General features: G+C 68.5%; 23 protein-coding genes. 11 read left to right on the top strand and 12 right to left on the bottom strand.

The window, feature by feature from the left end:
* Nucleotides 1-130 precede the first annotated feature (130 nt).
* A complete protein-coding gene (locus tag KMW22_RS12865; RefSeq protein ID WP_221090442.1) occupies nucleotides 131-289 on the bottom strand; it encodes a hypothetical protein in 159 nt (52 codons plus the stop codon).
* A 63-nt stretch (nucleotides 290-352) separates the two neighbouring features.
* Nucleotides 353-1,417, bottom strand: a complete 1,065-nt coding sequence (locus KMW22_RS12860; protein ID WP_221090441.1) for a lipid II:glycine glycyltransferase FemX — start codon at nucleotides 1,415-1,417, stop codon at nucleotides 353-355.
* A gap of 91 nt (nucleotides 1,418-1,508) precedes the next feature.
* On the opposite strand from KMW22_RS12860, the gene KMW22_RS12855 reads away from it, so the two are divergent.
* Nucleotides 1,509-2,498 carry a peptidylprolyl isomerase gene (locus KMW22_RS12855; RefSeq protein ID WP_221090440.1) on the top strand — a complete coding sequence of 330 codons (990 nt, stop codon included), beginning with the start codon at nucleotides 1,509-1,511 and terminating at the stop codon, nucleotides 2,496-2,498.
* 124 nt (nucleotides 2,499-2,622) lie between these two features.
* On the top strand, nucleotides 2,623-3,417 hold the full coding sequence (locus KMW22_RS12850) for an intradiol ring-cleavage dioxygenase (protein WP_221090439.1): 795 nt from the start codon (nucleotides 2,623-2,625) through the stop codon (nucleotides 3,415-3,417).
* Between the two features lie 94 nt (nucleotides 3,418-3,511).
* Here the strand turns inward: KMW22_RS12850 and KMW22_RS12845 are convergent, their stop codons facing one another.
* The 5 genes from KMW22_RS12845 to KMW22_RS12825 form a co-directional block, all read right to left on the bottom strand.
* Complete coding sequence (locus tag KMW22_RS12845) at nucleotides 3,512-5,359, bottom strand: vWA domain-containing protein (protein ID WP_221090438.1); 1,848 nt, start codon at nucleotides 5,357-5,359, stop codon at nucleotides 3,512-3,514.
* A gap of 39 nt (nucleotides 5,360-5,398) precedes the next feature.
* Nucleotides 5,399-6,382: a DUF6745 domain-containing protein gene (locus tag KMW22_RS12840; RefSeq protein WP_221090437.1), complete on the bottom strand. Its 984-nt coding sequence runs from the start codon at nucleotides 6,380-6,382 to the stop codon at nucleotides 5,399-5,401.
* Nucleotides 6,382-6,708 carry a hypothetical protein gene (locus KMW22_RS12835; RefSeq protein WP_221090436.1) on the bottom strand — a complete coding sequence of 109 codons (327 nt, stop codon included), beginning with the start codon at nucleotides 6,706-6,708 and terminating at the stop codon, nucleotides 6,382-6,384. Before KMW22_RS12835 ends, KMW22_RS12840 begins: the two co-directional genes overlap by 1 nt.
* A 115-nt stretch (nucleotides 6,709-6,823) precedes the next feature.
* Entirely contained in the window at nucleotides 6,824-7,204 is a 381-nt protein-coding gene (locus tag KMW22_RS12830) for a hypothetical protein (RefSeq protein WP_221090435.1), read from the bottom strand.
* A gap of 297 nt (nucleotides 7,205-7,501) precedes the next feature.
* Nucleotides 7,502-8,665 (bottom strand): phytase, encoded by a 1,164-nt coding sequence (locus tag KMW22_RS12825; protein WP_328774692.1) that lies wholly within the window; start codon nucleotides 8,663-8,665, stop codon nucleotides 7,502-7,504.
* Between the two features lie 105 nt (nucleotides 8,666-8,770).
* On the opposite strand from KMW22_RS12825, the gene ilvD reads away from it, so the two are divergent.
* Entirely contained in the window at nucleotides 8,771-10,465 is a 1,695-nt protein-coding gene (gene ilvD, locus KMW22_RS12820; RefSeq protein ID WP_221090434.1) for a dihydroxy-acid dehydratase, read from the top strand.
* A 337-nt stretch (nucleotides 10,466-10,802) separates the two neighbouring features.
* Here ilvD and KMW22_RS12815 read toward each other — a convergent pair whose 3' ends face one another.
* Nucleotides 10,803-11,351 (bottom strand): DinB family protein, encoded by a 549-nt coding sequence (locus KMW22_RS12815; RefSeq protein WP_221090433.1) that lies wholly within the window; start codon nucleotides 11,349-11,351, stop codon nucleotides 10,803-10,805.
* Between the two features lie 135 nt (nucleotides 11,352-11,486).
* Nucleotides 11,487-13,226: a hypothetical protein gene (locus tag KMW22_RS12810; RefSeq protein WP_221090432.1), complete on the bottom strand. Its 1,740-nt coding sequence runs from the start codon at nucleotides 13,224-13,226 to the stop codon at nucleotides 11,487-11,489.
* 211 nt (nucleotides 13,227-13,437) lie between these two features.
* Between KMW22_RS12810 and KMW22_RS12805 the strand changes: the two genes are divergently transcribed.
* The 5 genes from KMW22_RS12805 (at nucleotide 13,438) to KMW22_RS12785 (ending at nucleotide 20,682) form a co-directional block, all read left to right on the top strand.
* Nucleotides 13,438-14,343: a restriction endonuclease gene (locus KMW22_RS12805; protein ID WP_221090431.1), complete on the top strand. Its 906-nt coding sequence runs from the start codon at nucleotides 13,438-13,440 to the stop codon at nucleotides 14,341-14,343.
* A gap of 3 nt (nucleotides 14,344-14,346) precedes the next feature.
* The gene (locus tag KMW22_RS12800) at nucleotides 14,347-15,816 is read left to right on the top strand and encodes a carboxylesterase/lipase family protein (RefSeq protein ID WP_221090430.1); all 1,470 of its coding nucleotides are present in this window, start codon (nucleotides 14,347-14,349) and stop codon (nucleotides 15,814-15,816) included.
* A 52-nt stretch (nucleotides 15,817-15,868) separates the two neighbouring features.
* Nucleotides 15,869-17,080: a YkoP family protein gene (locus tag KMW22_RS12795; RefSeq protein WP_221090429.1), complete on the top strand. Its 1,212-nt coding sequence runs from the start codon at nucleotides 15,869-15,871 to the stop codon at nucleotides 17,078-17,080.
* A 204-nt stretch (nucleotides 17,081-17,284) separates the two neighbouring features.
* Nucleotides 17,285-18,595 carry a S8 family serine peptidase gene (locus KMW22_RS12790; protein WP_221090428.1) on the top strand — a complete coding sequence of 437 codons (1,311 nt, stop codon included), beginning with the start codon at nucleotides 17,285-17,287 and terminating at the stop codon, nucleotides 18,593-18,595.
* A 56-nt stretch (nucleotides 18,596-18,651) separates the two neighbouring features.
* On the top strand, nucleotides 18,652-20,682 hold the full coding sequence (locus tag KMW22_RS12785; RefSeq protein ID WP_221090427.1) for an HD domain-containing phosphohydrolase: 2,031 nt from the start codon (nucleotides 18,652-18,654) through the stop codon (nucleotides 20,680-20,682).
* A 238-nt stretch (nucleotides 20,683-20,920) separates the two neighbouring features.
* Here the strand turns inward: KMW22_RS12785 and KMW22_RS19565 are convergent, their stop codons facing one another.
* From KMW22_RS19565 to KMW22_RS12770, 3 genes are all read right to left on the bottom strand, one after another.
* The gene (locus tag KMW22_RS19565; protein WP_221090426.1) at nucleotides 20,921-21,922 is read right to left on the bottom strand and encodes a potassium channel family protein; all 1,002 of its coding nucleotides are present in this window, start codon (nucleotides 21,920-21,922) and stop codon (nucleotides 20,921-20,923) included.
* 136 nt (nucleotides 21,923-22,058) lie between these two features.
* On the bottom strand, nucleotides 22,059-23,228 hold the full coding sequence (locus KMW22_RS12775; protein WP_328774691.1) for an acyl-CoA dehydrogenase: 1,170 nt from the start codon (nucleotides 23,226-23,228) through the stop codon (nucleotides 22,059-22,061).
* Between the two features lie 179 nt (nucleotides 23,229-23,407).
* Nucleotides 23,408-23,662 (bottom strand): hypothetical protein, encoded by a 255-nt coding sequence (locus tag KMW22_RS12770; RefSeq protein WP_221090425.1) that lies wholly within the window; start codon nucleotides 23,660-23,662, stop codon nucleotides 23,408-23,410.
* A 218-nt stretch (nucleotides 23,663-23,880) separates the two neighbouring features.
* On the opposite strand from KMW22_RS12770, the gene KMW22_RS12765 reads away from it, so the two are divergent.
* The 3 genes from KMW22_RS12765 to fabZ all read left to right on the top strand — a co-directional run bounded on the left by KMW22_RS12765 (nucleotide 23,881) and on the right by fabZ (nucleotide 25,845).
* Nucleotides 23,881-24,165 (top strand): hypothetical protein, encoded by a 285-nt coding sequence (locus KMW22_RS12765; protein WP_221090424.1) that lies wholly within the window; start codon nucleotides 23,881-23,883, stop codon nucleotides 24,163-24,165.
* 90 nt (nucleotides 24,166-24,255) lie between these two features.
* Nucleotides 24,256-25,296, top strand: coding sequence for a rod shape-determining protein (gene mreB, locus KMW22_RS12760; RefSeq protein ID WP_107136290.1), 1,041 nt, complete (start codon nucleotides 24,256-24,258; stop codon nucleotides 25,294-25,296).
* A 120-nt stretch (nucleotides 25,297-25,416) separates the two neighbouring features.
* On the top strand, nucleotides 25,417-25,845 hold the full coding sequence (fabZ, locus tag KMW22_RS12755) for a 3-hydroxyacyl-ACP dehydratase FabZ (RefSeq protein ID WP_221090423.1): 429 nt from the start codon (nucleotides 25,417-25,419) through the stop codon (nucleotides 25,843-25,845).
* Nucleotides 25,846-25,933: the final 88 nt, after the last annotated feature.

Genomic DNA, 25,933 nt, shown 5'->3' with positions numbered 1-25,933 from the left:
GAGCTGAGTTGCTCGCGGCCGTTGACGAGCGATGTGCTTGGCTGATGACCCAAGAAGCTCTGGTTTCGCGCACGACGTACTTCCACTGGCTTCCCAATGCGTAATGTCCAATCTTTACTTCTTTTTCGTATCAGGCCATGCCACAAAGCAACGGCAACAGCAGGGCAAAACAGCCCACCGTTTCGGCGCCGCGTCGCCCCCGGGTTGCCCGGCGAATCAGGAGCGTCATGACTGGCCCCAGCACCAGTTGCGCGGCCACCACCAGCATCAGCAGGCCCAGGTAGAACATACGGGCAGTCTTCGCCCCCAGGATCACCTGCGCCGTCCACCAAAAGGTGGCGCAGGCCTGCGCTTAAAGCACGTCGTCGGCGCTGCCGCGCTTGCGCAGGTTGTTCTGGGTTTTGCGCCAGCGCAGCGCCTTGACAATGGCGGGCGCAGCCGGGTTCAGGTTCAGGTCGTAGGCGGGGTACCACACGCGCTGCTCGGAGAACTTCAGCTTCATCTTGAACACGCCAAACGAATGCTTGGCCTCGTCCAGCTGGCGCGGAATGCCCCAGAAGTCGAACAGTTCGTAGCCCCGGCGCTTGGCGTCCAGCATGGCGTTCCAGTAAAAGGCGTCGGGGGCCTTGGCGTCTTTGAGCGGGCTGCCGTCGGCATTGGTGCGGTCATCGCGGATGCTGCCGCCGAACAGGTAATAGGTACCCTTGCCCATCGCCAGGAAAAAGCCCCCGGCCAGCGCGCGACCCTCCACGCGCGACAGCACGATGTACGCTTCTCCGCCGTAGGCGCCCCCCTCGCGCAGCATGGTTTCGTAGTAGGCGCGGGGAAACGCCCCCAGCTGGGCGCGCTCGTTGGTGGCGGTAAAGATTTCCCAGAAGGCATCAAAATCGTCGTCGCGGCCAGCCACCACGCCCATCTTCTGGGCGGTGCGCACGTTGCGCCGGGCCATGGAGTGCAGGCCAGTAAACAGCTCGTCCTCGCTGCGGGTCAGGTCGGCCACGATGGTGTGTTCAGGTTGCTCACTTTCGGCGCGGCGAAAGGAACCGTAGCTTTCGGGCAAGATCACGGAGTCGTCGGCCAGAAAGGGCACGGGCGGCTCGATTTTCAGCAGGGCGTCGCCGGGGCGGGCCACCTTTTTCACGGCGTCGGCCACGGCGGGCAGCAGGTCCAGGCTTTCCAGGGCCGGGCCGCGCGGCGCGTACAGCGTGGAAAAGCCGGGCACGAGGCGCTTGCGGATCAGCTGCAGGGCGCCCACGGTGCGGCCATCCGCCGTGATCAGATAGCGCGCGGGGGTCTGGCCCAGGGTGCGCCGCGCCTCGCCGTAGCCCCAGCCCTGCAGGGCACTGGTGATGGGCAATGACCGCACGGCGTCGTCGTACACGCGCGGATCGGTGGTTTCTTGCAGGCTCAGGCGCACGCGGGGGATTGTAGCAGCAGGGGGCGCGCGCCCCAAGCCGTCATCACGCGCCCATCATGGTGGGGGCGCGGCGGGACGCTAGAGTGCAGGGATGAAACAAGTGCTGCTCACGCTGGCGCTGCTGTCCGGCGCCGCCCTGGCCCAGACTGCGCCCGCCACCCCCACCGCCCCGGCCACCCCTGCGGCGGCCCCCGCTGCGCCCGCCGCCGACCCCAGCACCGTGGTGGCGCGCGTGGGCACCGAGACCATCACCCTGGCCGACTTTGACCGCGCCTTCCGGCTGGCCGCCGCGCGGGTGGTGAATGCCCAGGGCATTCCCTTCGAGAACAGCTACTTGGCCGAATTCGCCGGGGCCCGCGCCGACTACCTGAAGCAGTACGTGCGTGACCGCGCTGTGTACCAGCTGGCCCGCGCCGCCGGCAACAAGGTGGACGCCGCCACCCTGGACGAGCAGATGCAGGAAGCCCGCGCCGACTTCCAGTCCGACGCCGACTTCGCCGAGGCCCTGGAAGCCACGGGCTACGCCAGCGCCGACGACCTGCGCGCCGAACTGGAGCGCCAGGGCATCGTGGGGGCGTATCTGCAGAGCGTTCAGAAGCGCTTTGCCTTCGGAGACGCGGTGGTCACCGGCTACTACAACCTCAACAAGCCCCGCTTTACCCGCGAAGCCGAAGCCTGCGTGAAACACATCTTGGTGCCCACCCAGGCCGAAGCCCAGGCCATCGGGAAGGAGCTGGCGGCGGGTGGCGACTTTGCCAAGATTGCCGCCGACAAGAGCCAGGACCCCGGCAGCGCGGCGCAGGGCGGTGACCTGGGCTGCTTCGGGCAGGGCGAGATGGTCGAAACCTTCGACAAGGCCAGCTTCACTGGCCCCGTGAACCAGGTGCAGACGGTGCAGTCGCAGTTTGGCTGGCACGTGCTGGTGGTGACCAAGCGCAACGCCGCCGGGCTGGTGCCCCTGGCCGAAGCCGCGCCCCTGATCCGCGAGCAACTGGCCCGCGAGGCCGCCCAGAAGTACCTGGACGCCCAGGTGACCAAGATCTCCACCGAGGCCTTCCCTGACCGCGTGACGGTGAAGTAAAGCCCAGGCACGCAGCGGCCCCAGCCAGGTGTGGTGGGGCCGCTGCTGCCATGTAAGGGCCCTCATCAACGCCCCCTTAACCAGCGCCGCGCATCCTATGACCTGTCACCTGGAGGTGCCTGCCATGAATGACCCGCACAGCCCGCACCCAGCCCCCCTTCACCTGCCCCCGGACGAGGACCATGACGACGAGATGATCGGCACGCTCCTGAGCCGCCGCCACGCCCTGCGGCTGCTGGGCCTGGGGGGCGGCGCGGCGGCCCTGACCGCAGGCGGCGTGCTGGCCCAGCGGGGCGCGCCCTCAGCCGGCAGCAGCGCCACGCGGCTGCCCGGCTGCGTGGTGCGCCCCGCCATGACGGAGGGCCCCTACTTCGTGGACGGGGAGCCCCGGCGCAGCGACATTCGCAAGGACAGCCAGACGGGCCGGCTGAGCACCGGGGTGCCGCTGAAGCTGGAATTCGTGACCTCGCGCGTGGCGGCAGGCGGCTGCACCCCCCGCGCGGGCGTGCTGGTTGACGTGTGGCACTGCGACGCCCTGGGCACCTACTCCGGGGTGGCGGGGAACAGCGGCGACGTTCTGCGCGGCTCGCAGGTGACGAATGCCCAGGGCCGGGCCAGCTTCACCACGGTTTACCCGGGCTGGTACCCGGGGCGCGCGGTGCACATTCACTTCAAGCTGCGGCCCCTGAATGCGGCCGGGCAGGCCACGGGCGAATTCACCTCGCAGCTGTTTTTCCCCGAAAGCGTGAATGCGGCCGTGTTCGCCCGCGCGCCCTACAGCCAGAAGGGCAAGGCCGACACCCCCAATGCCCAGGACGCGATTTACCGCAACGGCGGCTCACAGCTGCTGCTGAGCGTGAAGGGCGACCCGGTGGGGGGCTATGCGGCCACGTTCGATGTGGGCCTGAATCTCGGCTAAGGCAGGGCGGCTGGGGCGCGCTGAAGCTCCGTCATGAAGAAAGGCGAGTGGCCTGGACATGGTGCGTTCAGGCCACTCGCCTCTCCCCTTCTCTTTACACCGGCTGCACGAGGCGGCGGATTTCACCGCTGGCGATGTAGCTCTTGCCGTCCGGGGCGGTGTTCACCTCATCCACCACGTACAGGGTGCCTTCCTCGCGGATAGAGCGGGGAAAGCGCATGTTCCAGTCGGGCTCAAAGCCGTCCTGCACCACGCGGGCGCGCAGCTTGCTGCCTTCCTTGACGCATTGCACCAGAATGCCGCCCGCGCTGCTGTCGGTGGTGTCCAGGTCAGCGGCGGTGCGCGCGGCCTTGGTCACGCCGGGGCGGCTGGCGGCGCGGGGCGCGCCCCGGCCCCCCACGCTCAGGTGCTGCAGCGGGTCGCTTTCCCCAGCGCGCAGCAGGCGGCGAATCTCGCCGGTCACGCGGTAGAAGCTCCCGTCGGCGCTGGGCTCCAGGCCGTCCACCACGTACCCGGCCCCCTCGGCGCGCAGGGCGCGGGGAAACTGCACGTTCAGCCCCTGGTCGTAGCCTGCCGAGACCACCCGCACCCGCAGCTTGCCGCCCTCGCGCACGCACTGCAGTTCTACACCGCTCCCAGGCTCAGCCACCACCGGCAGTGCCAGCACGGCGGTGTCCACCGTGACCCCACGGCCGGTCATGTCGGCGCGGGTGCGGGCGCGGCCCTGGAAGGCCTGATCCATCAGTTCCTTGCGGCTGTCACCCACCAGAGTCTGCGCGGCAATGCGCCCGGCGTAGTGCTCCAGTTGCTCGATTTCCTCGGCAATCTCGAAATGCTCGTGCAGGCCGGCATCCGTCAGCTCGGCCACCACGCGCCGCAGCAGCGCCTCGCCCTGGGCGTGCTGCCCCTGGTCGGCCAGGGTCACGGCTTCTTCCTTGGCGCGCGCAATCTGCAACCGGGCGAGGTCCAGCGTCACCTCAATGTCGCTGGTCACGTTGGCGTCCAGCGGGCCAAAGGTGGCCTGCACCGGCAAGGTGCCTTCCAGGCGGGCGATGGCGCCGTCGTGCACGGTGTCGGCGCTGTAGGTCACGGTCAGCAGCTCGTGGAGGCCGGCAGGCTGGGCGGGAAGGTTCAGGCGCAGACCCAGCAGCTTGTCCTCGTCCTCGTACACGTCGCCCAGGTCCAGGGTCAGCGGGTGGGGGCCGGGGCGGTGCAGGCTCAGGATGTCCGCCACCGTCACGCCGGGCGCCGGAGCGAGGATCACCGTGAGGTTCTGGGCCACCACGGCCTTCATGGTCTGCAGCTCGAAGCTGAACACGTCACGGGCGTCGTCGGTAGACTGAATGAAATAGAAATTCCCGCCCGCCGCGCGCGCCATGCCCATCAGCAGGTCTTCGTTAAAGGACGACCCGAAACCCAGCGTGGTGGTACTCACACCGGCCTCGGCCTTCTGCCCGGCGGTCTTGATCAGCACGTCGTCCTTGGTGATGCCCACGTTCGCCTGCCCGTCGGTGAGCACCAGCACGCGGCTGACCCGTTCCCCCGAAGCGCCGGCCTGCACGTGCTCAATGGCCTTCAGCCAGCCGCCCGACAGGTTGGTGAGGCCGCCCGCACGGATGCTGCCAATGCGGTCTTTCAGCGCCGCGCGGTCCGTGACGGCCGTGGGGGCGATCAGGGTGGTCACCGAATCGTCGTAGAGCACCACGCTCAGCAGGTCCTGCGCGTCCAGGCTGTCCACCACGGCCTGCGCGGCGCGGATGGCGTGTTTCAGGGGCGAGCCGGCCATGCTGCCGCTGACATCAATGGCCAGGGCCAGGTTCACCGGGCGGCGGGCGCCGCTGCCGGGCAGGCGGAAGCGCACCAGCAGGTCGGCGGGGGTGGCGTGCTGCGCCAGCAGTTGCGAGGGGCCAAAGCTGGCGTGGGCGCTGAGGGTGGGGGTCATGTGGACTCCTTGAAAGTGAGGGAACAGGAACGGGCTGGCTCAGGCTTCCTGGGTGGGGTGGTATTCCTGCACGGCCAGACCAGCGGTCCAGGCCACCGCCTCGCGGCAGGTGCGCAGGTGGGGCGGCACGCGCAGGGCGTAGCGTCCGCCCGTGGAGGGGCACTGCACCAGCACCGCCACCAGATCCTCGTCGTCGTCAAAGGGCACGCGGATCAGGCGGCGTTCACCCCCGGCGTCGCGGTCGCGGTCCAGCACCAGCCCGCCCACGTCCTCCAGAAAGCGGTCAATGCCCATGCGCTCCAGCAGCACCCGGCGCCGCTGCACGTTACGCACAGCCATGATGTCGCGGCCCGTCAGGTCCTCAGGGTGAAAGGCCACGCGGGCATCCACGGGCACTCCGTTCCAGCGCAGGCCCGCGCGCAGATGGCCGGGCAGGCCGCGCAGGCCACTGTCGGCCACGTCAATGGTCTGGGTGACGTGCAGGCTGGGCTCCAGCGTGGTCAGCGCGGCGCAGCGCCGCACGTCCAGGTGTGCCACGCTGACGGCGCCGCCGATGGCCGCCAGGTCGCGGCAGTCGGCCAGGATCAGCCGGGTGGCGTGCAGGTCGGCCTGAATGCGCCGCAGGCCGCTGCCCGAGAGGTTCAGGCCCTCGCGGATGGACAGTCGCCCTTCGAGGTCATGCAGCTCGGGGCAGCGGCGGGCACTCACGCGGTCGGCGTGCAGATCGGCGGGCAGGGCGCTGAGGTGGGGGCAGTCGTCCACCGTCAGCGCCGTGCAGCGCAGCCAGTCCGGCAGGGTGCGCAGCCAGCGGCTGCCCGAGAGGTTGAGCGGCCCGGTAACCACCAGCGCCGCGAACACTTCGCCCCGGCGCAGGCGAGCGCGCGCGTCCTCGGGGCTGAGGGTCACCGGGGCGGCCGTGACGGGGCGCGCAGGCACCCGGGCCTGGGGCACAGCCGGTGCGGCGTCAGGGGTTTGGGCGGCCGGGCGGCGGAAGGTGCGCCCGCCGCTCTGAAAGCGGATCATTAATCCAGCACCACGCGCACGGCGCCGGGGGTGTACTCGCGCTGTTGCCACACCCGGTACCAGCCGGCCGGCAGACGAATGGGCGCGTGTTCCTCGTGGGTCAGCGTGGCCTGCGGCGCGGTGACGTGCAGAAACTGATCGCGGCCGGGGGTCGGCGTGGGCGTCACGCTGTACAGCACCGCCGCGTGCTGATCGCGAATCTGGTGGCGGTGGCCGGTGACCTCGCCGTGGGCGAGCGTCAGGTGCGGTTGGCGGTGCAGGGGCGTGGCCGGCGCCGAGGTGGCCTGAAGCAGCACATCGCCGTGGCGGTAAAGGGGAAAGGACATAGAACGGACCTCCTGTGCAGGTGGACGCGGAGTCAAGGGTAACACAACACTCAATTACGCCTACAGCATAATAGAAGGGCAGCGATTTGTCAAAGAGACCACCTTTGGCCTGCACTTACGCGGCGGCCAGCGCCAGGGCCTGGGGCCAGCGCCGCTGCACCAGGGCCATCAGGTCGTCCAGCGTGGGCGTGGCGCGCAGGTCCTCGGCGGTCAGCCAGGAGCGCAACTGGCCGCCCTGCGCCACAAACGCTGCGGGCAGGGGCAGGTCCGACAGGCCAAACTGGGCCCGCACCTCATCGCGGTGCAGAAAGGTGACCTGGGCGTTCAGGCCCTGCAGGAAGGTTCGCCACTCGCGCCGCATGCCCAGCGGTCCGTAGGTCACGGCGCACAGCTGGCAATCGTAGGTGTGCGGTGAGACGGTTTTGTGCCACAGGTCCTTCAGGCCGTTCAGCAAGCCACCATCGGCGTTGTACACGAAGACCAGATGCACCGTCATGGGGTCAGCGTACGGCCTGAAGGTCGTACCGGTATGGGCTGAGACGGACAAACTTCATGGCCGTACCTTGCAGGACAGAGCTGGATGTTCCTCGCCTGCGGCGCTGTTCAAGCCCACTGCCCAGAACCTCGTCCCCGCAATGGCACGGACAGATTTCAGGTCTAGCAAGGTGGCGGTTGCGAAAGCATCGTCTGAGCCGCCAAGGCCGTGATCCCCCTCGGCGGCGGCGCTCCGCTAGTCCCCCGCAGGGGAGAGGCGTCAAGACACCGTGTTCGCCGGCTGTCTCTCTGCGGATGATCAGTCGTCTTCGGGTTCATCCTCGAGATCAAGGGGCCGGGCCACGTCCTGCCAGGCCACCAGCTTGAAATTGGTGTGGTCCTCCACGCCGTCATTGAAGCCGTCTTGCACCACCAGCAGGCCCTTCGGGAACAGGGGTCCGAAATTCACATTGGCCACCATGGCGCCGTCACTTTCTTCTGCACCGTCAATGGCGCCTCCGATCACCCGGAAGGCGCCCAGATAATCATGGTCTTCGCGGTCAAACACCGCGAAGGTGTTGTCGCCCTGGCTGCTGGCCAGCAGGTAACCTTCACCGTCCCCGGCGTCGTAGAGGGTCAGGCCCTCTACATCGGCGCTCAGGCGTGAACCTGCCGGGCGCACGCGCTCAATCAGCCGGGGGGTGCCCCGGCCACTTAAGGGCGCGGCCCAGATCCCCACCTGCTCTTGGCCCAGGTACACCACGCCGTGCTCGGCGTCCACGACCATGCCTTCCACCTGCGGATCTTCCACCGTTCCGGCGGGCAGCGTGATGGTACGCACCGGCCGCGCCGAGACGCGCCCCGCATCGGCCATCAGTTCCCACTCAGCCACGCGCGGATTCTGGCGCTGGCTCACAAATACGCGGTGCCGACCGCTCTTTGTGCGGTACGTGGCCAGGCCGTAGGCTGTATTGGCGCCGTCCGAGACCTGCCCGGCGGGCGTGAAGACCAGCGGCATCCTTGCGCTGGTGACATCGCTCAGCTGGCGCGTGAGCGGGTTGATGGCGTAAACGGCCAGCCGGTCGTTCTTGCGGTCACTGGCGACGGCCAGATCCACGCGCTTTCCCGCCAGCATGAATCCGTACACCACGTCCACGTTGTTGTAGCGGACACTGGCGGGCGCAAGGTCCTGCAGGGTGCGCCCCTGCAGATCGAACACGGTCAGGCCTGCTTCCTTACGGGTGCCGATCACCATGCTCTGGCGCGGGTCGCGCGGGTGAATCCAGATGGCCGGATCGTCGGAGTCAGCGGGGTCAGTCACGCCCGCTGTTTCAAAACGCGCGGGAACATTGACTGGTCCAGCCGGCGCGCGGCCCTGGGCACTCAAGGCGGGCGGCACTTCTTGCGCGGCAGGCGCCTGGGCACAGGCCGCCAGGGTCAGGGCCACACCCGCAAGCGCGGCAGAGAGCAGAATTGTGTTCACGGCAGCATTTTTGGGCGCCTCTGTCACAGGGAGATCAGGGCGGCGGGCAGGCCCCTGTCTGTGCTTCTCCCCGCTGTATGTGCCCCCGTGCCGCTACCTTGGGGCATGACGGACACCGCCCGCAAGCACAGACTGAACTGGAACAGCCACCATGTCACGCAGGGCGATGAACGGGCGCCCAACCGCGCCATGCTGCGCGCCGTGGGCTTTGAGGACGGGGACTTCGAGAAACCCATCATCGGCGTGGCGCACGCGCAGAGCAACATCACGCCGTGCAACAACGGACTGGGCGAACTGGCCGATCACATCACCGGGGCGATCCGCGAGGGCGGCGGCATGCCGCAGATTTACGGCACCATCACGGTCAGTGACGGCATTTCGATGGGCACCGAGGGCATGAAGTGCAGCCTGGTGAGCCGCGAGGTGATCGCGGATTCCATCGAGACGGCCAGCCGGGGTATGTCGCACGACGGCCTGATCGTGGTGGGCGGCTGCGACAAGAACATGCCCGGGGCCATGATCGGCATGGCGCGGCTGAATATTCCGGCCATCTTCGTGTACGGCGGCACCATCAAGCCGGGGCACTATAACGGGCAGGACCTCACGATTGTCAGCGTGTTCGAGGCGGTGGGCGCTTATGGGGCCGGCAAGATCAGCCGCGAGGAATTCACCGAGATCGAAAAGCGCGCCTGTCCGGGCAACGGCAGCTGCGGGGGCATGTACACCGCCAACACCATGAGCAGCGCCTTTGAGGCGATGGGGATGAGCCTGCCCTTTTCCAGCACCATGAGCGCCGTGGACGCCGAAAAGGCCGTCTCCAGCGCCGACAGCGCCCGCGCCCTGCTGCGCCTGATTGAACAGGACATCCGCCCGCGCGACATTCTGACCAAAGAGGCCTTTGAAAACGCCATCACCGTCATCATGGCCGTGGGCGGGTCCACCAACGCCGTGCTGCACCTGATGGCCATTGCCCACGCCTGCGACGTGGACCTGACCCTAGACGACTTTGAACGGATCCGGGAGCGGACCCCGGTATTCTGCGACCTGAAGCCCAGTGGGCGCTACGTGGCCACCGACCTGCATGTGGTGGGCGGCATTCCCCGCGTGATGAAAATGCTGCTCAAGGCCGGGCTGCTGCACGGCGACTGCCTGACGGTCACGGGCCAGACGGTGGCCCAGAATCTGGCCGACGAACCGGACGCCCCGGACGCGGGCCAGGACGTGATTCTGCCCTTTGATCAGCCCGTGTACACCGAGGGCCACCTCGCCGTTCTGCGCGGCAACCTCGCGCCTGAAGGCAGCGTGGCGAAAATCAGCGGCCTGAAAAGCATCAAGATTACCGGGCCTGCGCGTGTGTTCGACTCTGAAGAAGAGGCCATGCACGCGATCATGGCCGATCAGATCCGGGCCGGCGACGTGCTGGTGATCCGCTACGAGGGCCCCAAGGGCGGCCCCGGCATGCGCGAGATGCTCTCCCCCACCTCCGCGATCATTGGCAAGGGGCTGGGCGACAGCGTGGGCCTGATCACCGACGGGCGGTTCTCGGGCGGCACCTTTGGGCTGGTGGTGGGGCATGTGGCGCCCGAAGCCTACGTGGGTGGCCCCATTGCGCTGGTGCAGGAAGGCGACACGATTGAGCTCAACGCCGAGACCCGGGTGCTGAACCTGCAGGTGGACGCCGCCGAACTGGAGCGGCGCCGCGCCGCCTGGGTGGCCCCGGAACCCCGCTACAAGCGCGGCGTGCTGGCCAAATACGCCAAGCTGGTGAGCAGCGCGGCGGTGGGGGCCTACACAGACTGACCCCCGTAGGCAGGGAGGCGAGGTTTGCTTTCTTCCCTCCGCCAGCGCACTCGGAAACCAGCGGCCTTCCAGGGTGCCCGCTTCTGGCGGAAGTCTGGAAGGCCGCTCATCTTGCCTGCTGCCTGGATCATCAACCGAACTGGGGCTGCACCCGCTGTGCCCACGGAGATTTCTGTGGCTGCCGTGCCCCTGCGTCAGAGCGGCAGCCGGGGCCGTGGTTGAGCATCCCTCCACGCCTCTGCGGCGAGAAACAGCGGCGTCAACGGGATGTAAGGGCCGAAGGTCCGCCCCAGGGTGGAGCCAGTCGCCACCGCTCGGCTGATCTGACCCGCTTGGGTCAGGGCCGGTCCTGGCCCTCTGCTGGGCGCTGCGCAGCGCAGAACACCAGATCCAGGGCGGGCGGCTGGTGCCCCAGCAGGCGCAGCAGCAGCGCAATCTGGGCCGTGTGGCGCACCTCGTGCTGCATGACATGCCACAGCACCTCGTCAGCGGAAATGGTTTCGGGGCGGCTTTCATCCACTGGAATCCGCCGGTTCAGCGCGGCCTGCTCCAGCAGGGCCGGCCAGCGGGCCAGGGTGTCTGTCTCGACCGCTTCCCAGTAGGCCAACAGCCAGTCCAGGGAGCGGTGCTCGTGATGCCAGTACTCGTCGGGCGAGGTGGGGTCGCTCACGCCGAATGACGCCAGCACAAACGGCTGGCCCAGCAGGTCGCCCCGGAACCAGCCGTCCTCGACCACGGGAATGTGCATCACGAGATCCTTGATACACCGCGCGCCCTGCGCCGGAATCACGGCCCTGGACAGCACCTCGTCTGGCACGGAACGAAGACTTGCCCACAGCGCGCGGCGGGCTTGCATCAGGTAGCGGTAAAAGGTCTCGGCGGTCACGCGCTCAGCCTAGGGGGCATTGTGGTCAGGAAATGACGGGAATCACGGGGGCAGACACGGGAGGAGCGCCCCCGTGCACCCGGGGCAGTGGGGCCACCCTGCGGCGCCCCACCCGGGACCTTGCCGGACACTCTTTTACTGGCGGGTGTAGGTCGTGCCGCCAATGTTCAGCTTCTTTTTGTCTTTGGTCCAGTAGAACGCGTACGTGCGGGTGATCTGGCCACGGCCGGACTTCAGTTCCAGCGTGTAGCCGCTGAAGGTGTACGTGCCCCCTGCCTGGGTGGAGGGCCCGCTGGCCGCGCCTGTGGTCACTGCCGCGCCCGTATCCAGGGTGCCGACCACTCCGCTGCGGCCCAGGCGGGTGAACTGCTGGCCTGGGCCAAAGCGGTAGGTGTCCTCGCTGGACGCGGTGGCCCCGTTCATCAGGGTGCCAGAAGTGTACGCACTGAAAAAGCGGTAGCTGCCGCTGATGACCTCGTTCTTGCTGGCCGCATGGCCCAGCGTGCCTTTGCTGGGCACCCAGCGCCCGCCTTCCAGCAGTTCGTAGCCGCCGCCCCGCCGGCGCCACTTGGTCCAGGCCTTTGGCTCGCCCCTGCGCGAGGCCGCCACGTCCAGATCGTTGGGGCTCCAGCGCAGGTTCAGGTAGGCCGTGCCGTCTTTCAGCAGCAGAATGGTGGTCTCGCGGCCAAGTACGTTGATGCCCACGTACTCGTTCTCGTAGGTGTGCAGCAGCCCCTCAATCTGGGCCAGGGTGGGGCCGGCATTGGGCTTCAGGCGGTAGCGGTTCAGCCGCTCGGCCTCGGCCTGCGCCGCCTGCCGGGCCTGGGCCACAGGTGAGGTGCCCTGGGCGGCGCCCGCGTAGCGGCACACCGTCACGCGGCCGTCGCGGTAGCCGTACGCCTGCTGGCCGTAAATCATGGGGGTGCCGCTGCGGTCGGTCAGCACGCGAAAGATGTTGTACAGCGGCTCGTCTTCGCCCACGCCGTCGTAGCGGCCATTGGCGCCCAGCAGTTCCGTCAGGTCATCATTGGCAAAGTCGGCCTGGGCCGAGAGCTCGCCTGTGGCGGGCTGATAGCGGTAGGTGCCCTCCAGGTTCTCCAGGGGGGACACGGTGGCGCTGCTCTGGCCCCGGTATTGCTGGTTGGTCACCCGCACGCCCTGGTCGCCGTACAGGGTCAGGGTGTAACTGGTCAGCGACAGCAGGGTCTCGAAATCGTTCGTCTGCTGCATCACGCAGCTGTAGGCGCCGGTTTTCAGGGGCCCGCCTCCCCGGTAAGGGGGCTGCCCACCCGCCTTTCCCAGCAGCGCCTGCACCCCAGAGCGGGCCAGGGGACTGAAAGTGGTACCTGTGATAAAGGGTCCCCCGTCGCCCGGGGCAGAAGACGCGGCCGGGGGTGGGGTGACGGGCGCCGCTGGGCCCCGCCGCAGCGCCTGGGTCAGCGCGTACTCCTGCGGGTTCAGGGCGGCCAGATTCACCTGCTCGGTCAGGTGCGCCTGAATGGTGCGGCATTCGGCGGCCGGGTTCTGGCTGGCCCGGTCCAGTTCGGCGTACAGCTGGGCGCGGCGTTCTTCGGCCGGGGCGCGCAGCGCGGGCAATTGCGCGGCGGCGTGGCGCTGCAGGTACGCTTCAATCCCCGGCAATCCAGCGGCGGCGCGCCACGCGGCGTAGCCCTGTTCGGTCGTGGCGCGCTGGGCCGGGGCCACCTTCAGGCACCAGTCGCGGACCACAGCGCCCACCTGGGCAGTGGCGTACAGGGTGGCGGCGGCGCGCAGCAGTGCGGGGTCGGGGGCGGGACTCTGGCCGGCGGCAGGCAGCAACAAACCGCCGCCCAGCAGCGCCAGCAGGCCAGCGCGGATGGTTCGGGACGTGGGCATGAACACCTCGGGGCAAAGCGCAGAACGGAAGGGGGAGGTTGGGTGAATTGAGCCGCCGGTCAGCATATCCTGGGCGCGGGCCGGTTCCACCTGCTCAGGTCAGCCGTGCCCACGCCGGTTGACATGGCCACTGGCCGCCTTCAGGGCGTATGAAAATCCATAGAACTCCGCCTGGGCCCCCCAACCTGCACGCCTTGACATAGGGTGAGGTGTGCCCATCCCCGACTACCAGACCTTTATGCGGCCCTTGCTGGTTCTGCTGAGCGACGGTGAGCCGCGCCCCATGCCAGAGGTTTACCACCTCCTGGCCGATGAATTCACCCTCAGCGACACGGATCTGGCGACCATGCTCCCCAGTGGCCGGCAGCCGACCTACAAGAACCGGATTGGCTGGGCGAAAACGTACCTGCTGAAAGCCGGGGCGCTGTCCAGCCCGCAGCGCGGAACCGTCCAGATCACGGCACGCGGGCGCGATCTCCTCTTGCAGCATCCCGAGCAGATCAGCACCAAAATGCTCTTCGCTTTCCCCGAATTCATGGCATTTCAGGGAGCGCCGCCGCCGGATGGCGCGGATGACAGGCCAGAGCTCAGTGAGCCGGCCCTGTCGCCAGAAGAGCGGATGGCGGCTCTGGCGACCGAGTTGAACAGCGCCCTGAGTACAGAACTCCTGGCGCAGGTGACGCAGCTGAGCCCCAGCCAGTTCGAGCGCCTGGTCGTTGAGCTTCTGGTGGCGATGGGGTACGGCGGGAGTGTGCGGGATGCGGGTCAGGCACTGGGCCGCAGCGGAGACAACGGCATTGACGGGCTGGTCAAGCAAGACCCCCTGGGCCTGGACCGCATCTACCTTCAGGCCAAGCGGTGGCAGAATGCCGTGCACAGCCCAGAAATCAGAGGCTTTTCTGGAAGCCTGACCTTTCATAAGGCGTCAAAAGGCGTGTTCCTGACCACATCCAGCTTCAGCGACGGTGCGCGGCGCACTGCGCAGCAGATCGGCAACATCATCCTGATTGACGGCGAAACCCTGGCCCAGCTCATGATCGAATATGGGGTGGGCGTGCTGACGCGTGAAACCTACCACCTGCGCCGCGTGGACAGCGAATATTTTGAGGAACTCTGAGCCGTGGCTTCGCTGATCGTGCATACCGCCGACGGTGCGCTGCGAGGCCAACCGCTGACGGCGGACGGTGGCCGGCACGCCCGCGCGTGGCTGGGCGTGCCCTACGCCGCGCCCGCCTGTGGCGCGCTGCGCTTCGCGCCGCCCAGGCCGCACCCGGGCTGGACAGGGGTGCGGGACGCGCGGGCCCCTGCCCCGGACGTGCTGCAGCCCCTGGACCCCTCGGTCACACTGGCCCGGCCCGCCGAGGGCAGTCTGGCTCTGAATATCTGGGCGCCGCCAGAAGGCCACGGCCACCCGGTGCTGCTGTGGCTGCACGGCGGGGCCTTTCGCGCGGGCAGCGGGCGCCTGTACGACGGGCGCGAATATGCCGCGCGGCACGGCGTGGTGGTGGTCACGGTCAATTCGCGCCTGGGGCCGCTGGGGTACGCCAACTTCGGGGGCCTGTTCGGGGACGAGCGCTTCACCCCCAATCCTGGCTACCAGGATCAGGTGGAGGCCCTGCGCTGGGTGGCGGCCAACATCGCGGCCTTTGGCGGGGATCCGGCGCGCATCACGGTGGGGGGGCAATCGGCGGGGGCCGTGGCGGCGGCGCTGATGCTGCGCGATCCCCAGGCGGCCCCCTTGATGGCCGGGGCCATCGTGCAAAGCGGCACGCTGAATCAGGTGAGCCCCTGGGACAACAGCCTTTCGCTGGCGCAGGCCTATGCCGACGTGCTGGGCGTGGGCCCGCGCACCGTGGACCGGCTGCTCACCCTGCCGCCGGAGGCCTTCGTGCGGGCGCTGCACCGCCTGGAACAGGTGCGGCCCCGGCGCCTGAATTCCCGGCCCTTTCTGGACGGCCGTGTGCTGCCGGGCGGCCCAGAGGCCCTGCTGTCGGCCCCGGCGGCCTCCGTGCCACTGCTGCTGGGCGCCGCCCGCGAGGACTATTCCCTGTTCGTAAAGGTGCCCGACCGTATCTTTCCGCGCACCGACCGCGCCCTGCTGACCCGGGTGATGGTGCCCCACTTGGCACCGGGGCAGGTGCGCGCGGTGCTGGCCCAGTACCCGGACACCCCGGACGGTCTGGTGGCCCTGGGCACCGATTTGTTTTTTCACGTAGGCAACGACGCCCTGCTGGGGGCCCATCCGCCAGAGGCCCCGGTGTACCGCTACCGCTTTGACTGGGGCACGCGCCTGTTTGGGCTGGGGGCCACGCACGGGATGGACCTGCTGTTTCTGTGGCCGCGCCCGCTGGGCCACGCTTCGGGGCTGCTGCGCGGGGGCGAGGCCGGGCGCCGCACCGCCCTGGCCCGCCAGATGCAGGCCGCGTGGGCGGCGTTTGTGCATAGTGGCCGACCCGGTCCAGACTGGCCGGCCTACACCGCCCAGGCGCCGCAGGTGGCGGGCTTGTCCCTCTCGGGGCTGACCCTGACCACCGCAGGAGAGCAGGCCCGGCGCGCCCTGTGGCACGACACCCTGGTGCCCATGCCCTGAAGGGACCGTGGCCCTGCCGCCCCGCGCGGGGCAGGCTGCTACAGTGGCCGCTGTGAACAGGCCATGGCGGCAGGTGCTGGCGCTGGGGACGGCCCTGGGCGGCGTCGCCTGGGCCGCCGAGCAGGCCACGCGCTGGGCCGGGCTGGGCACCGTGCGCCGGGCCCGCAGTGCCCAGCCGGGGGTGGGGCTGCTGCTGCGCGGCGGCCCGGACCCCCAGGTAACGCCGGCGCTGCTGGACGCGCTCCAGGCAGCGGGCGCCACCGCGACCTTCCTCTTTGACGAGGCGGCCGCCCGCGCCCATCCGGCCCTGGTCCAGCAGGCAGGCCGAGAAGGGCACACGGTGTTGCCCCTGGTGGGACCGGGGCCGTGGACTGGTCCGTGGGCGCTGGCCCGGCAGGTGCGGGTGGCCCGCCACGACTTCGCGGCCCTGCTGGGCACGCCCCCCACCCTCTTCGCCCCCGGTCCCGGGGTCAGCCGGGTGGCCGCCACCCTGGCTGGGCGCTGGAGCGGCCTCACACCCGTGGTGGGCCAGCCGAGCGGTGCGTGGGGCGGGCCACTGCGCGGCCGGCGCCCCGGCGCGCTGCTGGAACGGTCCGGCACCGATCCGGCAGCGCTACACCTGCCCCCGCTACTGGCCGACCTTCAGGCGCGCGGCTACGAGGTTCGGGGCTTGGACGGGTTGCGGGGCGTGCGGCCTGAGAACTGGCGGGACCTGCCCGCCACCGCTCTGCAAGCGGTGGACGTGCTGTATGACCGCGTAGGAGGCATTCACCGCATTGGCGGACATGCCAGCAGCCTCTTCCGGGTGGGCGCGGCGCCCTACCCCCTGGCCGACGTGACGGTGCCGCACCCGGCCTTGCCGGAGGGCCTCACCATCCGGCACGGCGAGCGCCTCACCGAGTTTCACCTGGACAGCGCCCGCCTCGTCGAACTGGCCGAGCGGCCGGTGGCGGGGCGGCGCATCGTCACGCACTCCATCCGGGATCTGGCGGCCACCGTGCGCGACGACCCCGAATGCCGCGCACGGCCAGCCGTCTTCAGCATCAGCATCTTTGCCGATGTGCTGGCCCTGTACGGCTTCACAGTCCTTGACCTGCCGCCCGCGCACCGCCGCCGTCTGACGTGGTGGTCGCGTACCCTGCGCCGGGCCTACGGGGTCTCGGACCCCGAGAAGGCACACGTGCCTCGTCTGGCGGTCATTGCGCGTGACGAACTGATCCGGCGCCACACCACCCAGCGGGGGCATCCGTTGTTTAAAGATTAAGGAAACAGCCGAAACCTTGGCAGTTGTAAGGCAGCAGGGCGTAAACTGGCCGTTTTCTCCTCTTTTCTGTGCAAAACCCTGCAAACAGCGCCAACCCGTTCACCCGGCGTGGGATAGGCAAGGGTGCCGCCCGCAGCTCAGAATGAGAGGGCGTTGTCGAGTGTTGCCCTCTTCCTTTTCCCTGTCCTGGCCAGGAGGCCGCGAATGAACCGTCCCCTTTCTCTGCTTGGCGTGACCGTGGCCCTGCTGACGGGCTGCGCGACTGGCCCTGCCACGCCCACCACCCAGGTTCCCCGCTACGACACCGTGGCCCAGGTGGCCGTCTTCCCCGGCGATACCCCAGCGCAACTGGCCCAGAAGGTGGGCGGCACCGTGCTGTCGTGGCCCAGTGCCGATTGCGAGGGCGAAGACTGCACCGCTCTGGTGGGCCTGAACACGCCTGCCGTGCAGGGCCTGCGCGCCCTGGGGGGCCGCCCGGCCCGGATCGAACCCAACCGCGACGTCTTCGGCGGGGGCGGCGGCCTGAGCGCCAGGATGAACGGCGCCGTGACCGTGTGGTCCGGCGGCAGCGTGTACGTGTGGTCCGGCGGCTCGCGCAGCATCTGGTCCGGGGGCACCTACGCGCCACTGCCCGAGAACACCGCCCTGTGGCAGAAAATTGGCCTGGAAACCGCCCACCGCCTGGCCCCGAATCTGGGTGCCGGCGTAACGGTGGCCGTGATTGACACCGGCATTGATCTGGTTCATCCAGCCTTTGCAGGGGCCCTGACGGCCCCGGGCACGTGGCGGGATTTCTACGGTGGAGACGCCACGCCACAGGAAGAAGGCGTGCTGGGACAGGGCGCCTACGGGCACGGCACCAACGTGGCTGGAATCGTGCTGCAGATCGCCCCGCGCGCGCAGATTCTGCCGCTGCGTGTCCTGGGCCCGGACGGCTCCGGCGATGTGGCGATGGTGGCGCAGGCCATCACCTACGCGGCGCAGCAGGGCGCGCAGGTCATCAACCTGAGTCTGGGCAGCACCCAGAACTCCCCGGCCGTCCAGGACGCCGTGCGCCGCGTGGCTGAACAGGGCGTGCTGGTGGTGTCCTCGGCAGGCAACGACAACATGAGCCGCATCACCTCGCCCGCCAGCCTCGCCGAGATGAAAGGCGTTCTGGGCGACAACCTGCTGAGCGTGGGCAGCGTGGACTTGCGCGACCTGAAATCCAGCTTCTCCAACTATGCCGAGAGCCTGGAGATGGTGGCCCCCGGCGAGAACGTGGCCGCGCCTGCCCCAGACGGCCGCGTAGCGGCCTGGAGCGGCACCTCTATGGCGGCGCCCATGGCGGCGGGCGGCTTGGCCCTGGCGCTGGGCCAGCCTCTCACCGTGCCGGCCAAAGAGGTCAGCCAGAAGATGGCCGAGTCGGCGTTCAATGTGTACAGCGACGGCGCCAACAGCGAATACAAGAACCGCCTGGGCATCAAGGGCCGCCTGGACCTGCCGGCCTTCCTGAAAAGCGTCATCCGGTTCTAGAGCCCGTGACGTTGCCTGTGCGCCACACGGCACCGGGCCTGCCGGCGCCTCATCCTGTGGAAACGCTTCTGGATACGGACCCAGCGGCGGCGCTGGAGCTGCTGAAGCGCGGCGACCGCCCGCCCGAAGTCGAGGCGGGGCGCTGGGCGTTCTGGCAGGGCCGCGCTCTGTACGCCACCGGCGACCTGCCCGGGGCGGCCGACTGCCTGCGCCGCGCCACCGCCTTCTTCGAGAACCGGCCCCCGCACCGGGCAGCGGCCGAAGCGTGGCTGCTGCTGGGGCGCATCTTTCTGGCCACCAGCCAGTTCGATGACGCGCAGGGGGCGCTGGACCAGACCCGGGCGCTGGCCACGCGCCTGCCCGCGCTCGACCTGGAGGCCACGGCCCTGAACCAGCTGGCGGCGGTCAGCCATCACCGGGGCGAATCGGGACAGGCGCTGCAGCATCTGCACACAGCGCTGGACATCAACACCCGCCTGGGCGACGTCACCGGGCAGGTGCAGTGCCTGACCAACATCGCCGCGCAGCAAAGCCAGCTGGGGCAGTACAAAGAAGCCCTGGAACAGCTCAACCGGGCCTACCAGCTGGCCAAGAGCCTGCCGGGGCCCTCGGCGCTGGAAACGCCCATTCTGAGCAACCTGGCGCAGGTGCATTCCATGTGCGGCGATCACCAGCTGGCCTACGAGGTGATGCGCGCGGCCTATCACTCGCTGCAAGAGGTCAATACCCCGCAGCAGCGCGCCCTGGTCACGCTGAACCTGGGGGTCTTTGCCCTGGAAGTGGGGGCGCTGGATGAGGCCGGCACGCATCTCCAACAGGCCCTGACCGAAAGCCGGACCATCGGGTTTCCGCTGGGCGAGCTGAGCGCGCTGGACTCACTGGGCACCCTGCATGAACGGACGGGCGAACTGGCACAGGCACAGGTGTTTTTTACAGGCTCGCTGCAACTGGCCTTGCAGGTGGGCTCGGCGCAGGGGGAGGTGGAAGCGCGGCTGAACCTGGGCCGGCTGCAGCTGCGCGCGGGGCGCCTGGACGCCGCCGAAGCCGATCTGCGGCAGGCCGAGAAGCTGGCCATTCAAGCGGGCTTTCCCAAACAGCAGATCGAGGCGGCCGAGGCGCTGATGGCGCTCTACGAGGAGCGCGGCGACCTGCAGCGCGCGCTGGCCTGCGCGCATACCCTGCGCCAGTTGGAGCGGCAACGCTTTGACACCGACCGCGAGCGGCAAACCCGCCAGCTGGCCATTCAGTTTGAGGTGGAACGGGCTCAGCAGGACGCGCGGCTGTACCAGTTGCGGACCGCCATGGCCCAGGAGGCGCAGGAAGCGGCCGAGCAGCAGGTGCGTGAACGCACCGCCGAACTGGCCCGCGCCCAGCACGAGGTGGTCACGCGCCTGGCCGTGGCGGCCGAGTACCGCGACGACACCACCGGCGAGCACACGCGCCGGGTGGGCCGCGCCGCCGCCCGCATTGCCCGGGCGCTGGGCTGGCCCCAGGCGCAGGCCAGCATGCTGGGGGTGGCGGCGCGCCTGCACGACGTGGGCAAGATCGGTATTCCCGACCGCATTCTGCTCAAACGGAGCCGCCTGACCCCGGAAGAATTTGCCCAGATGCAGCAGCACCCCCTGATTGGTGGCCGGATTCTGTCGGGTGGCCGCTCCGCGCTGCTGCAGATGGCCGAGGAGATTGCCCGGTCGCACCACGAACGCTGGGACGGCAGCGGTTACCCACTGGGCCTGCGCGGCGAGGCCATTCCCCTGACCGGGCGCATTGTGGCCGTGGCCGATGTTTTTGACGCCCTGACGCAGGCCCGGCCCTACAAGCTGGCCTGGACAGTCGAGCAATCGCTGGAAGAACTGCAGGCGCAGGCCGGGCGGCAGTTTGACCCGGCCGTAGTGGAAGCGGCCCTGCGCGTGCTGCCGCTGCAGGGGGCCGATGAGCTGCTCGGCAGCGAACACGATCCCTTGCTGGCCGAGGAAGAAGCGCCCCATGTACTCCAGGTCTTCGAGCACCTGCTGGCCGAGCGGCTGGCGGGCACCCAGACCCCCGATGAACCAGGGAGTGAGCAGGAAGGCCCCGCGTCGGAGTGACGGTAGGGGCGAAGCTGGACATGGACATGCGCTTGTACCCGAAGAGCGTTTTTCGGCTGGGCTCAAGATCCCAGCGCGGATAGGCAGCTCATCCCCAGAGCGGGTGAAGCCCTAGAACGGCGGGGCGAGGAGCGCCTCAGTCCTGAGCGGGAGCATCGAGCTGCACTTTCCCCACCACCTCCCCTCTTCGTTCCCTATGGGTTTGAGGTCACTTCACGGCCCTTCCCCCCAATCACCCTCAAATGTCTTTGGCAGGCTGGGCCACCTCGTCCCAGGTCCATAGACCAGCGGCGCTCATGGCGCGCAGGCGGCGGCGCAGGTCGCGGTGGGTATCCAGAAAGGCCCGCAGTTCGCTGTCGCTTTTCAGGGGCAGGCCCGCCGCGCGCAGCAGGGTCAGATCCGGCCACGGGGGGGGCGGGGGCAGCGCGCCGCCGTGGGTGGCGTGGAAGGTCTGGCTCAGGCTGTCCACGCTGGCCAGGGCGCGGCGCAGGCCGTGGGGGCACTCGCCCTGCAGCGCGCCCTGCAGGATCAGCAGCGCCTCGCCCAGGGCCGGCAGGTGCAGGTCCAGGGCGTCCTGGCGTTCGTGGTCGTGCAGGCGGTGCAAGTAGGGCGTGTTCAGGTGCGCGGCGTCCACCCGGTTCAGGACGGTGTGCAGGTCCACGGTCAGGCTGTGCAGGCCCCGGTCGTGGTCGTCCAGGGCAGTGAGAATCAGGCCCTGGGCGCCGGGGCCCGCGCGGTGCAAGGCCAGGGCCAGCTCACGGCGGTCGGCGCGTGCCTGCGCCACCGGCACGATAAAGGTGATGGCAAAGGTCAGTAGGAAAAAGCCAGAAATGGCCGCCACGTCCGTCAGAATGCGCCACAGCGGTTCGTGCGCCACGATCTCGCCCAGGCCCAGGGTGCTCAGGGTGTAGCCCACGAAATAGAAGGTGGCCCAGAAGGCCGCTGGCTGCCCGGTATCCGAGCGGATCAGCGCGCCCGGCTGCGACCAGAAGATCAGGGTCCAGCCCAGCCACGTCAGCACCGTCCAGACCAGCAGCGTGCCCATGATCAGAACCGGCGTGCTCCAGACCAGCGGCCAGCGCTGGCGCAGCACCCGGGCCAGCGCGCTGAGAATGCCGTACAGCGTGCGCTGCACCGTGCGGTTGAGGCGGCCCTCGCCCGCCTGAATACAGGTCACCAGCAGGTCCACCAGCACCGCCAGCACCAGAAAGGTCCCTGGAACCCACAGCAATTGGCGCATGCGGGGCATTGTCGCGCTTGAGCTGGCCCGGCGGTGAGAGGCGCTTTCTTTACGTTGCCCTGCAGTCTCCCTGAAACAGGGCGGCCCGGGTCGAGTAAGGCAGACCCGGGCCGGAAGACAGTGGGCCGCCCTCTGCTCAGGTCAATTCGGCAAACACCGCGCGGCTGATCACCAGCTGCTGAATCTCGCTGGTGCCCTCGTAGATTTCGGTCACCTTGGCGTCGCGGTACAGGCGCTCGACGGGGTACTCGCGGCTGTAGCCGTTGCCGCCGAAAATCTGAATGGCGTCCCGGGTGCCGTCCACCGCCGCCTCGCTGGCCAGCAGCTTGGCCATGCTGGCTTCCTTGCCGTAAGGCTTGCCCTGATCTTTGAGCCACGCGGCTTTCAGGGCCACCAGCCGGGCGCTTTCCATGCGCGCGGCCATGCGGGCAATCTTGAAGGACACCCCCTCGAATTCACGCAGCTTCTTGCCAAACTGCTCGCGCTCGTTGGCGTAGCGCGTGGCATGTTCCAGCGCGGCGCGGGCAATGCCCAGGGCCTGCATGGCAATCCCAATGCGCCCGGCGTCCAGGCTGGCCAGCGCAATGATCAGCCCCTGGCCTTCCTCGCCCACCATGTTGGCGTGGGGCACGCGCACATCCTCAAAGGTGACCGTGGTGGTGTGCGAGGCATGCAGGCCCAGCTTTTCCTCGGGCTTGCCAAAGGACAGCCCCGGCGTGCCGTTCTCCACAATGAAGCACGACACGCCGCGCGCGCCGCTGCCGCCCGTGCGCGCCATCACCAGATAGGTATCGGCCTGTCCGCCGCTGGTGATCCAGGCCTTGGTGCCGCTAAGCACCCAGTGGTCGCCGTCACGAACCGCCTGCATGCGGAGGCTGGCGGCGTCGCTGCCCGCCCCGCTCTCGGTGAGGCAAAAGGCGCCGATGTGCTCGCCACTCGCCAGGGGCTGCAGGTAGCGCACTTTTTGCTCGTCGGTGCCGTAGCGCAGAATCATCTGTTCTGGCAGGCCGTTTTGCACCGAGACGATCACGGCCACGCTGGCATCGGCAGCGGCGATTTCTTCCAGGCACAGGGCGTAGGTCACGCTGTCCAGGCCGGCGCCGCCCCAGCGCTCGGGGACGGTGGCGCCCAGCAGGCCCAGCTCGGCCAGCCCGCGCAGCTGTTCACGCGGGTACTCGCCGCTGCGGTCATACTCGGCGGCCTTGGGCGCCAGTTCCGCGCGGGCGTAGTCGCGCACGTGCTGCACGATCAGGCGCTGGTCGTCGCTGAGCGCGAAGGTCATGCCGGGGGCGTCGGTGACGGTCATGGGTGCAGGCTACCAAACGGGCGTTAGGGAGATTGGGGGAAAAGAGGGAGGAGGGCCGCAGGGGGCGGTACGCGGGAGGGTCCTGCATCCTGTCAGAGGCTTTGGTGTGAGGTTGCTGTCGTGCCTTGCTCTCGGGTTCGCATTCATCGGGGCCAGAGACCCCATCAGGCCCGAGTTTCCTACACGCTACGGCCGACAGCCTCCGCCAGTGCCTCTTCAATGCCCCGGCCGCGCCAGCCGGTTTCTACGGCAGCGGCCTCGCCACCGTCCCAGCGCAGGTGGGCGCCGATCACGGTGCCGCCGGCAATCGCCAGGGCGGCAGCGGTCAGGTGGGCGGCGGGGGCCTGGGGACACAGGCGCGCGGCGGCGGCGCGCAGGGCAGGGGCCAGAGGCAGCGGCGGGCAGGTCACGCGAACGCGGGCGGGCAGGGTCACGCGGGGAAGTTTAGCGTTCCCCTCCTTTTAAGTGCCTCACCCCTCCCATTCCAACGTTTCAGAACAGCGCAGAAACGTTTCCATTCTCGGGGTGAGGCACTTTTTTCGCTTCTCGCTCCGCTCGGTTGATCTAAAGATCAACAGCGAGCTACTTGGAGGGCGCACGTCCCGGCCCCTGTCCCTTTACAATGCCCCGCAATGATCGGGGGCGGCACGCAATGGCACAGACAGACGTAAGAGGGCGCGCGTGGCGGGTGCTGGGCTGGGTGCTGTGCCTGCTGCTGTTTGCCCTGACCGGCGTGCTGGGGCTGCTGACCCTGGGCCTGTTGGGCTCGATTTCCGGGGGCGGGCCGCTGTGGCTGCGCTCGCTGGGGGCGCTGGTGCGGCCCCTGGCCGAGGGGCTGGGCGTGGCCCACTGGAGCGGCGTGGCCCAGGCCCTGAGCCTGATGGTGCTCACCAGCCTCGTGGCCGCCGCCGCCGCGTATGTCAAGCCCCGGGGGTAAGCGCGGGGCGCGGGTTGACGCGCTTCTCACGCCGCTTTAGGCGGTCCTCATGGTGCGTGGTACGATTGTGGGGTTTGTACCGGAGGCAAAGTGAGGCTGTCTGAAGACATCGGAATTGACCTGGGAACGGCCACGTTCCTGATTTACAGCAAGAGCCGGGGCCTGGTGCTCCAGGAACCCAGCGTGATTGCCATGGCCCGCGACAACAAGCAGGTCAAGGCCGTGGGGGAAGAGGCGTACCGCATGATTGGGCGCACCCCCGGCGGCATCGTGGCGGTGCGGCCCATCAAGGACGGCGTGATTGCCGACGAGGGCCTGACCGAGAAGATGATTTCCATGTTCCTTCAGAAGGTGCAGGGCAGCGCGGGTCGGCTGTTCGGTTTCAAGCCGCAGCTGATGCTGGGCGTGCCCAGCAACGTCAGCGACGTGGAAAAACGCGCCGTGCTGCGCGCCGCGCTGAACTCCAATGCCAAGCGTGCCTTCCTGATCGAAGAACCCCTGGCCGCCGCCATTGGCGCGGGCCTGAAAATCGCCGAGCCGGTGGGCAGTATGGTCGTGGACATCGGCGGGGGCAGCACCGACGTGGCCGTGATCTCGCTGGGCGGCATCGTGGTCTCTGAATCCATGCGGGTGGCAGGCAACGAGTTCGACGAGAGCATCATCCGCTACGTGCGGCGCAAGCACAACGTCCTGATTGGTGAGCGCACCGCCGAGGAAATCAAGGTGAAGGTGGGCGCGGCCATGCTGCTCGACGACGCCGAGAACCTGACTGCCGAGGTGCGTGGCCGTGACCTGGTGAACGGTCTGCCCAAGACCATCAGCTTGGACAGCACCGATGTGGTCGAGGCCCTATCGGAGCCTGTCACCAAGATCGTGGAAGGCGTGAAGCGGGTGCTGGAAATCACCCCCCCCGAACTGGTCAGCGACATCATTGACCGTGGCATCGTGATGACCGGCGGCGGCTCGCTGCTGCGCAACTTCGACGAACTGCTGCGCCAGACCACCGGGATTCCGGTGGCGGTGGCCGAAAACGCGGTGGAAGCCGTGGCCGTGGGCACCGGCATGGCCCTGGAAATGATCCCGGTCCTGGGCGACAGTCTGGTCAGCAGCGACAACTATCTGCGGCGGTAAAAAGACAGCCGTGGGCCAGAGGCTCTGGGTCATGAGGTGGGAGAGGGTCGCCCCGGCGCGCTCTCCCCTGTTTTTGCCCATGGCTCATGGCCCAGAGCCCAGAGCTCAAAAGGAGGCTTCATGTCCCCTATCCTGATTCAAGAGGTCCTGCAGACCCTGCCCCACCGCTTTCCCTTTGTGCTGGTGGACCGGGTGCTTTCGGCCGATGGCGGCACCGTACACGCGCTGAAAAATGTCAGCGTGAACGAGCCCTACTTTCCGGGGCACTTCCCTCAGGAACCCGTGATGCCCGGCGTGCTGATCGTGGAGGCCATGGCGCAGGCCAGCATGTTCTGCCTGCACGGGCAACTGGAACCCGGCACCGTGGGCTACCTGGCTGGTGTGGAAGGCGCCCGCTTCAAGCGCAAGGTGATTCCCGGCGACCAGTTGCACCTGCACGCCAAGCTGGAATTCCTGCGCCGGGGCCTGGGCAAGACCACCTGCCGCGCCGAGGTCGACGGCGAACTGGCGGCGGAAGCGACGATTCTGTTTGCCGTTGCCAAAGGGTAAGTGGTCAGTGGTGAGTGGGAAGTGGAAACAACGCAGCCCTAGGCCCTTTTTCCAGGCAAGGCGCACCAGGGGGGCCGGTTTTCTGTCT

The sequence above is a fragment of the Deinococcus aquaedulcis genome, assembly GCF_019693445.1.
GTDB lineage: Bacteria > Deinococcota > Deinococci > Deinococcales > Deinococcaceae > Deinococcus > Deinococcus aquaedulcis.
Note: the sequence above shows the minus strand (reverse complement) of the source record. Positions and strands in the feature narration are given on the sequence as shown.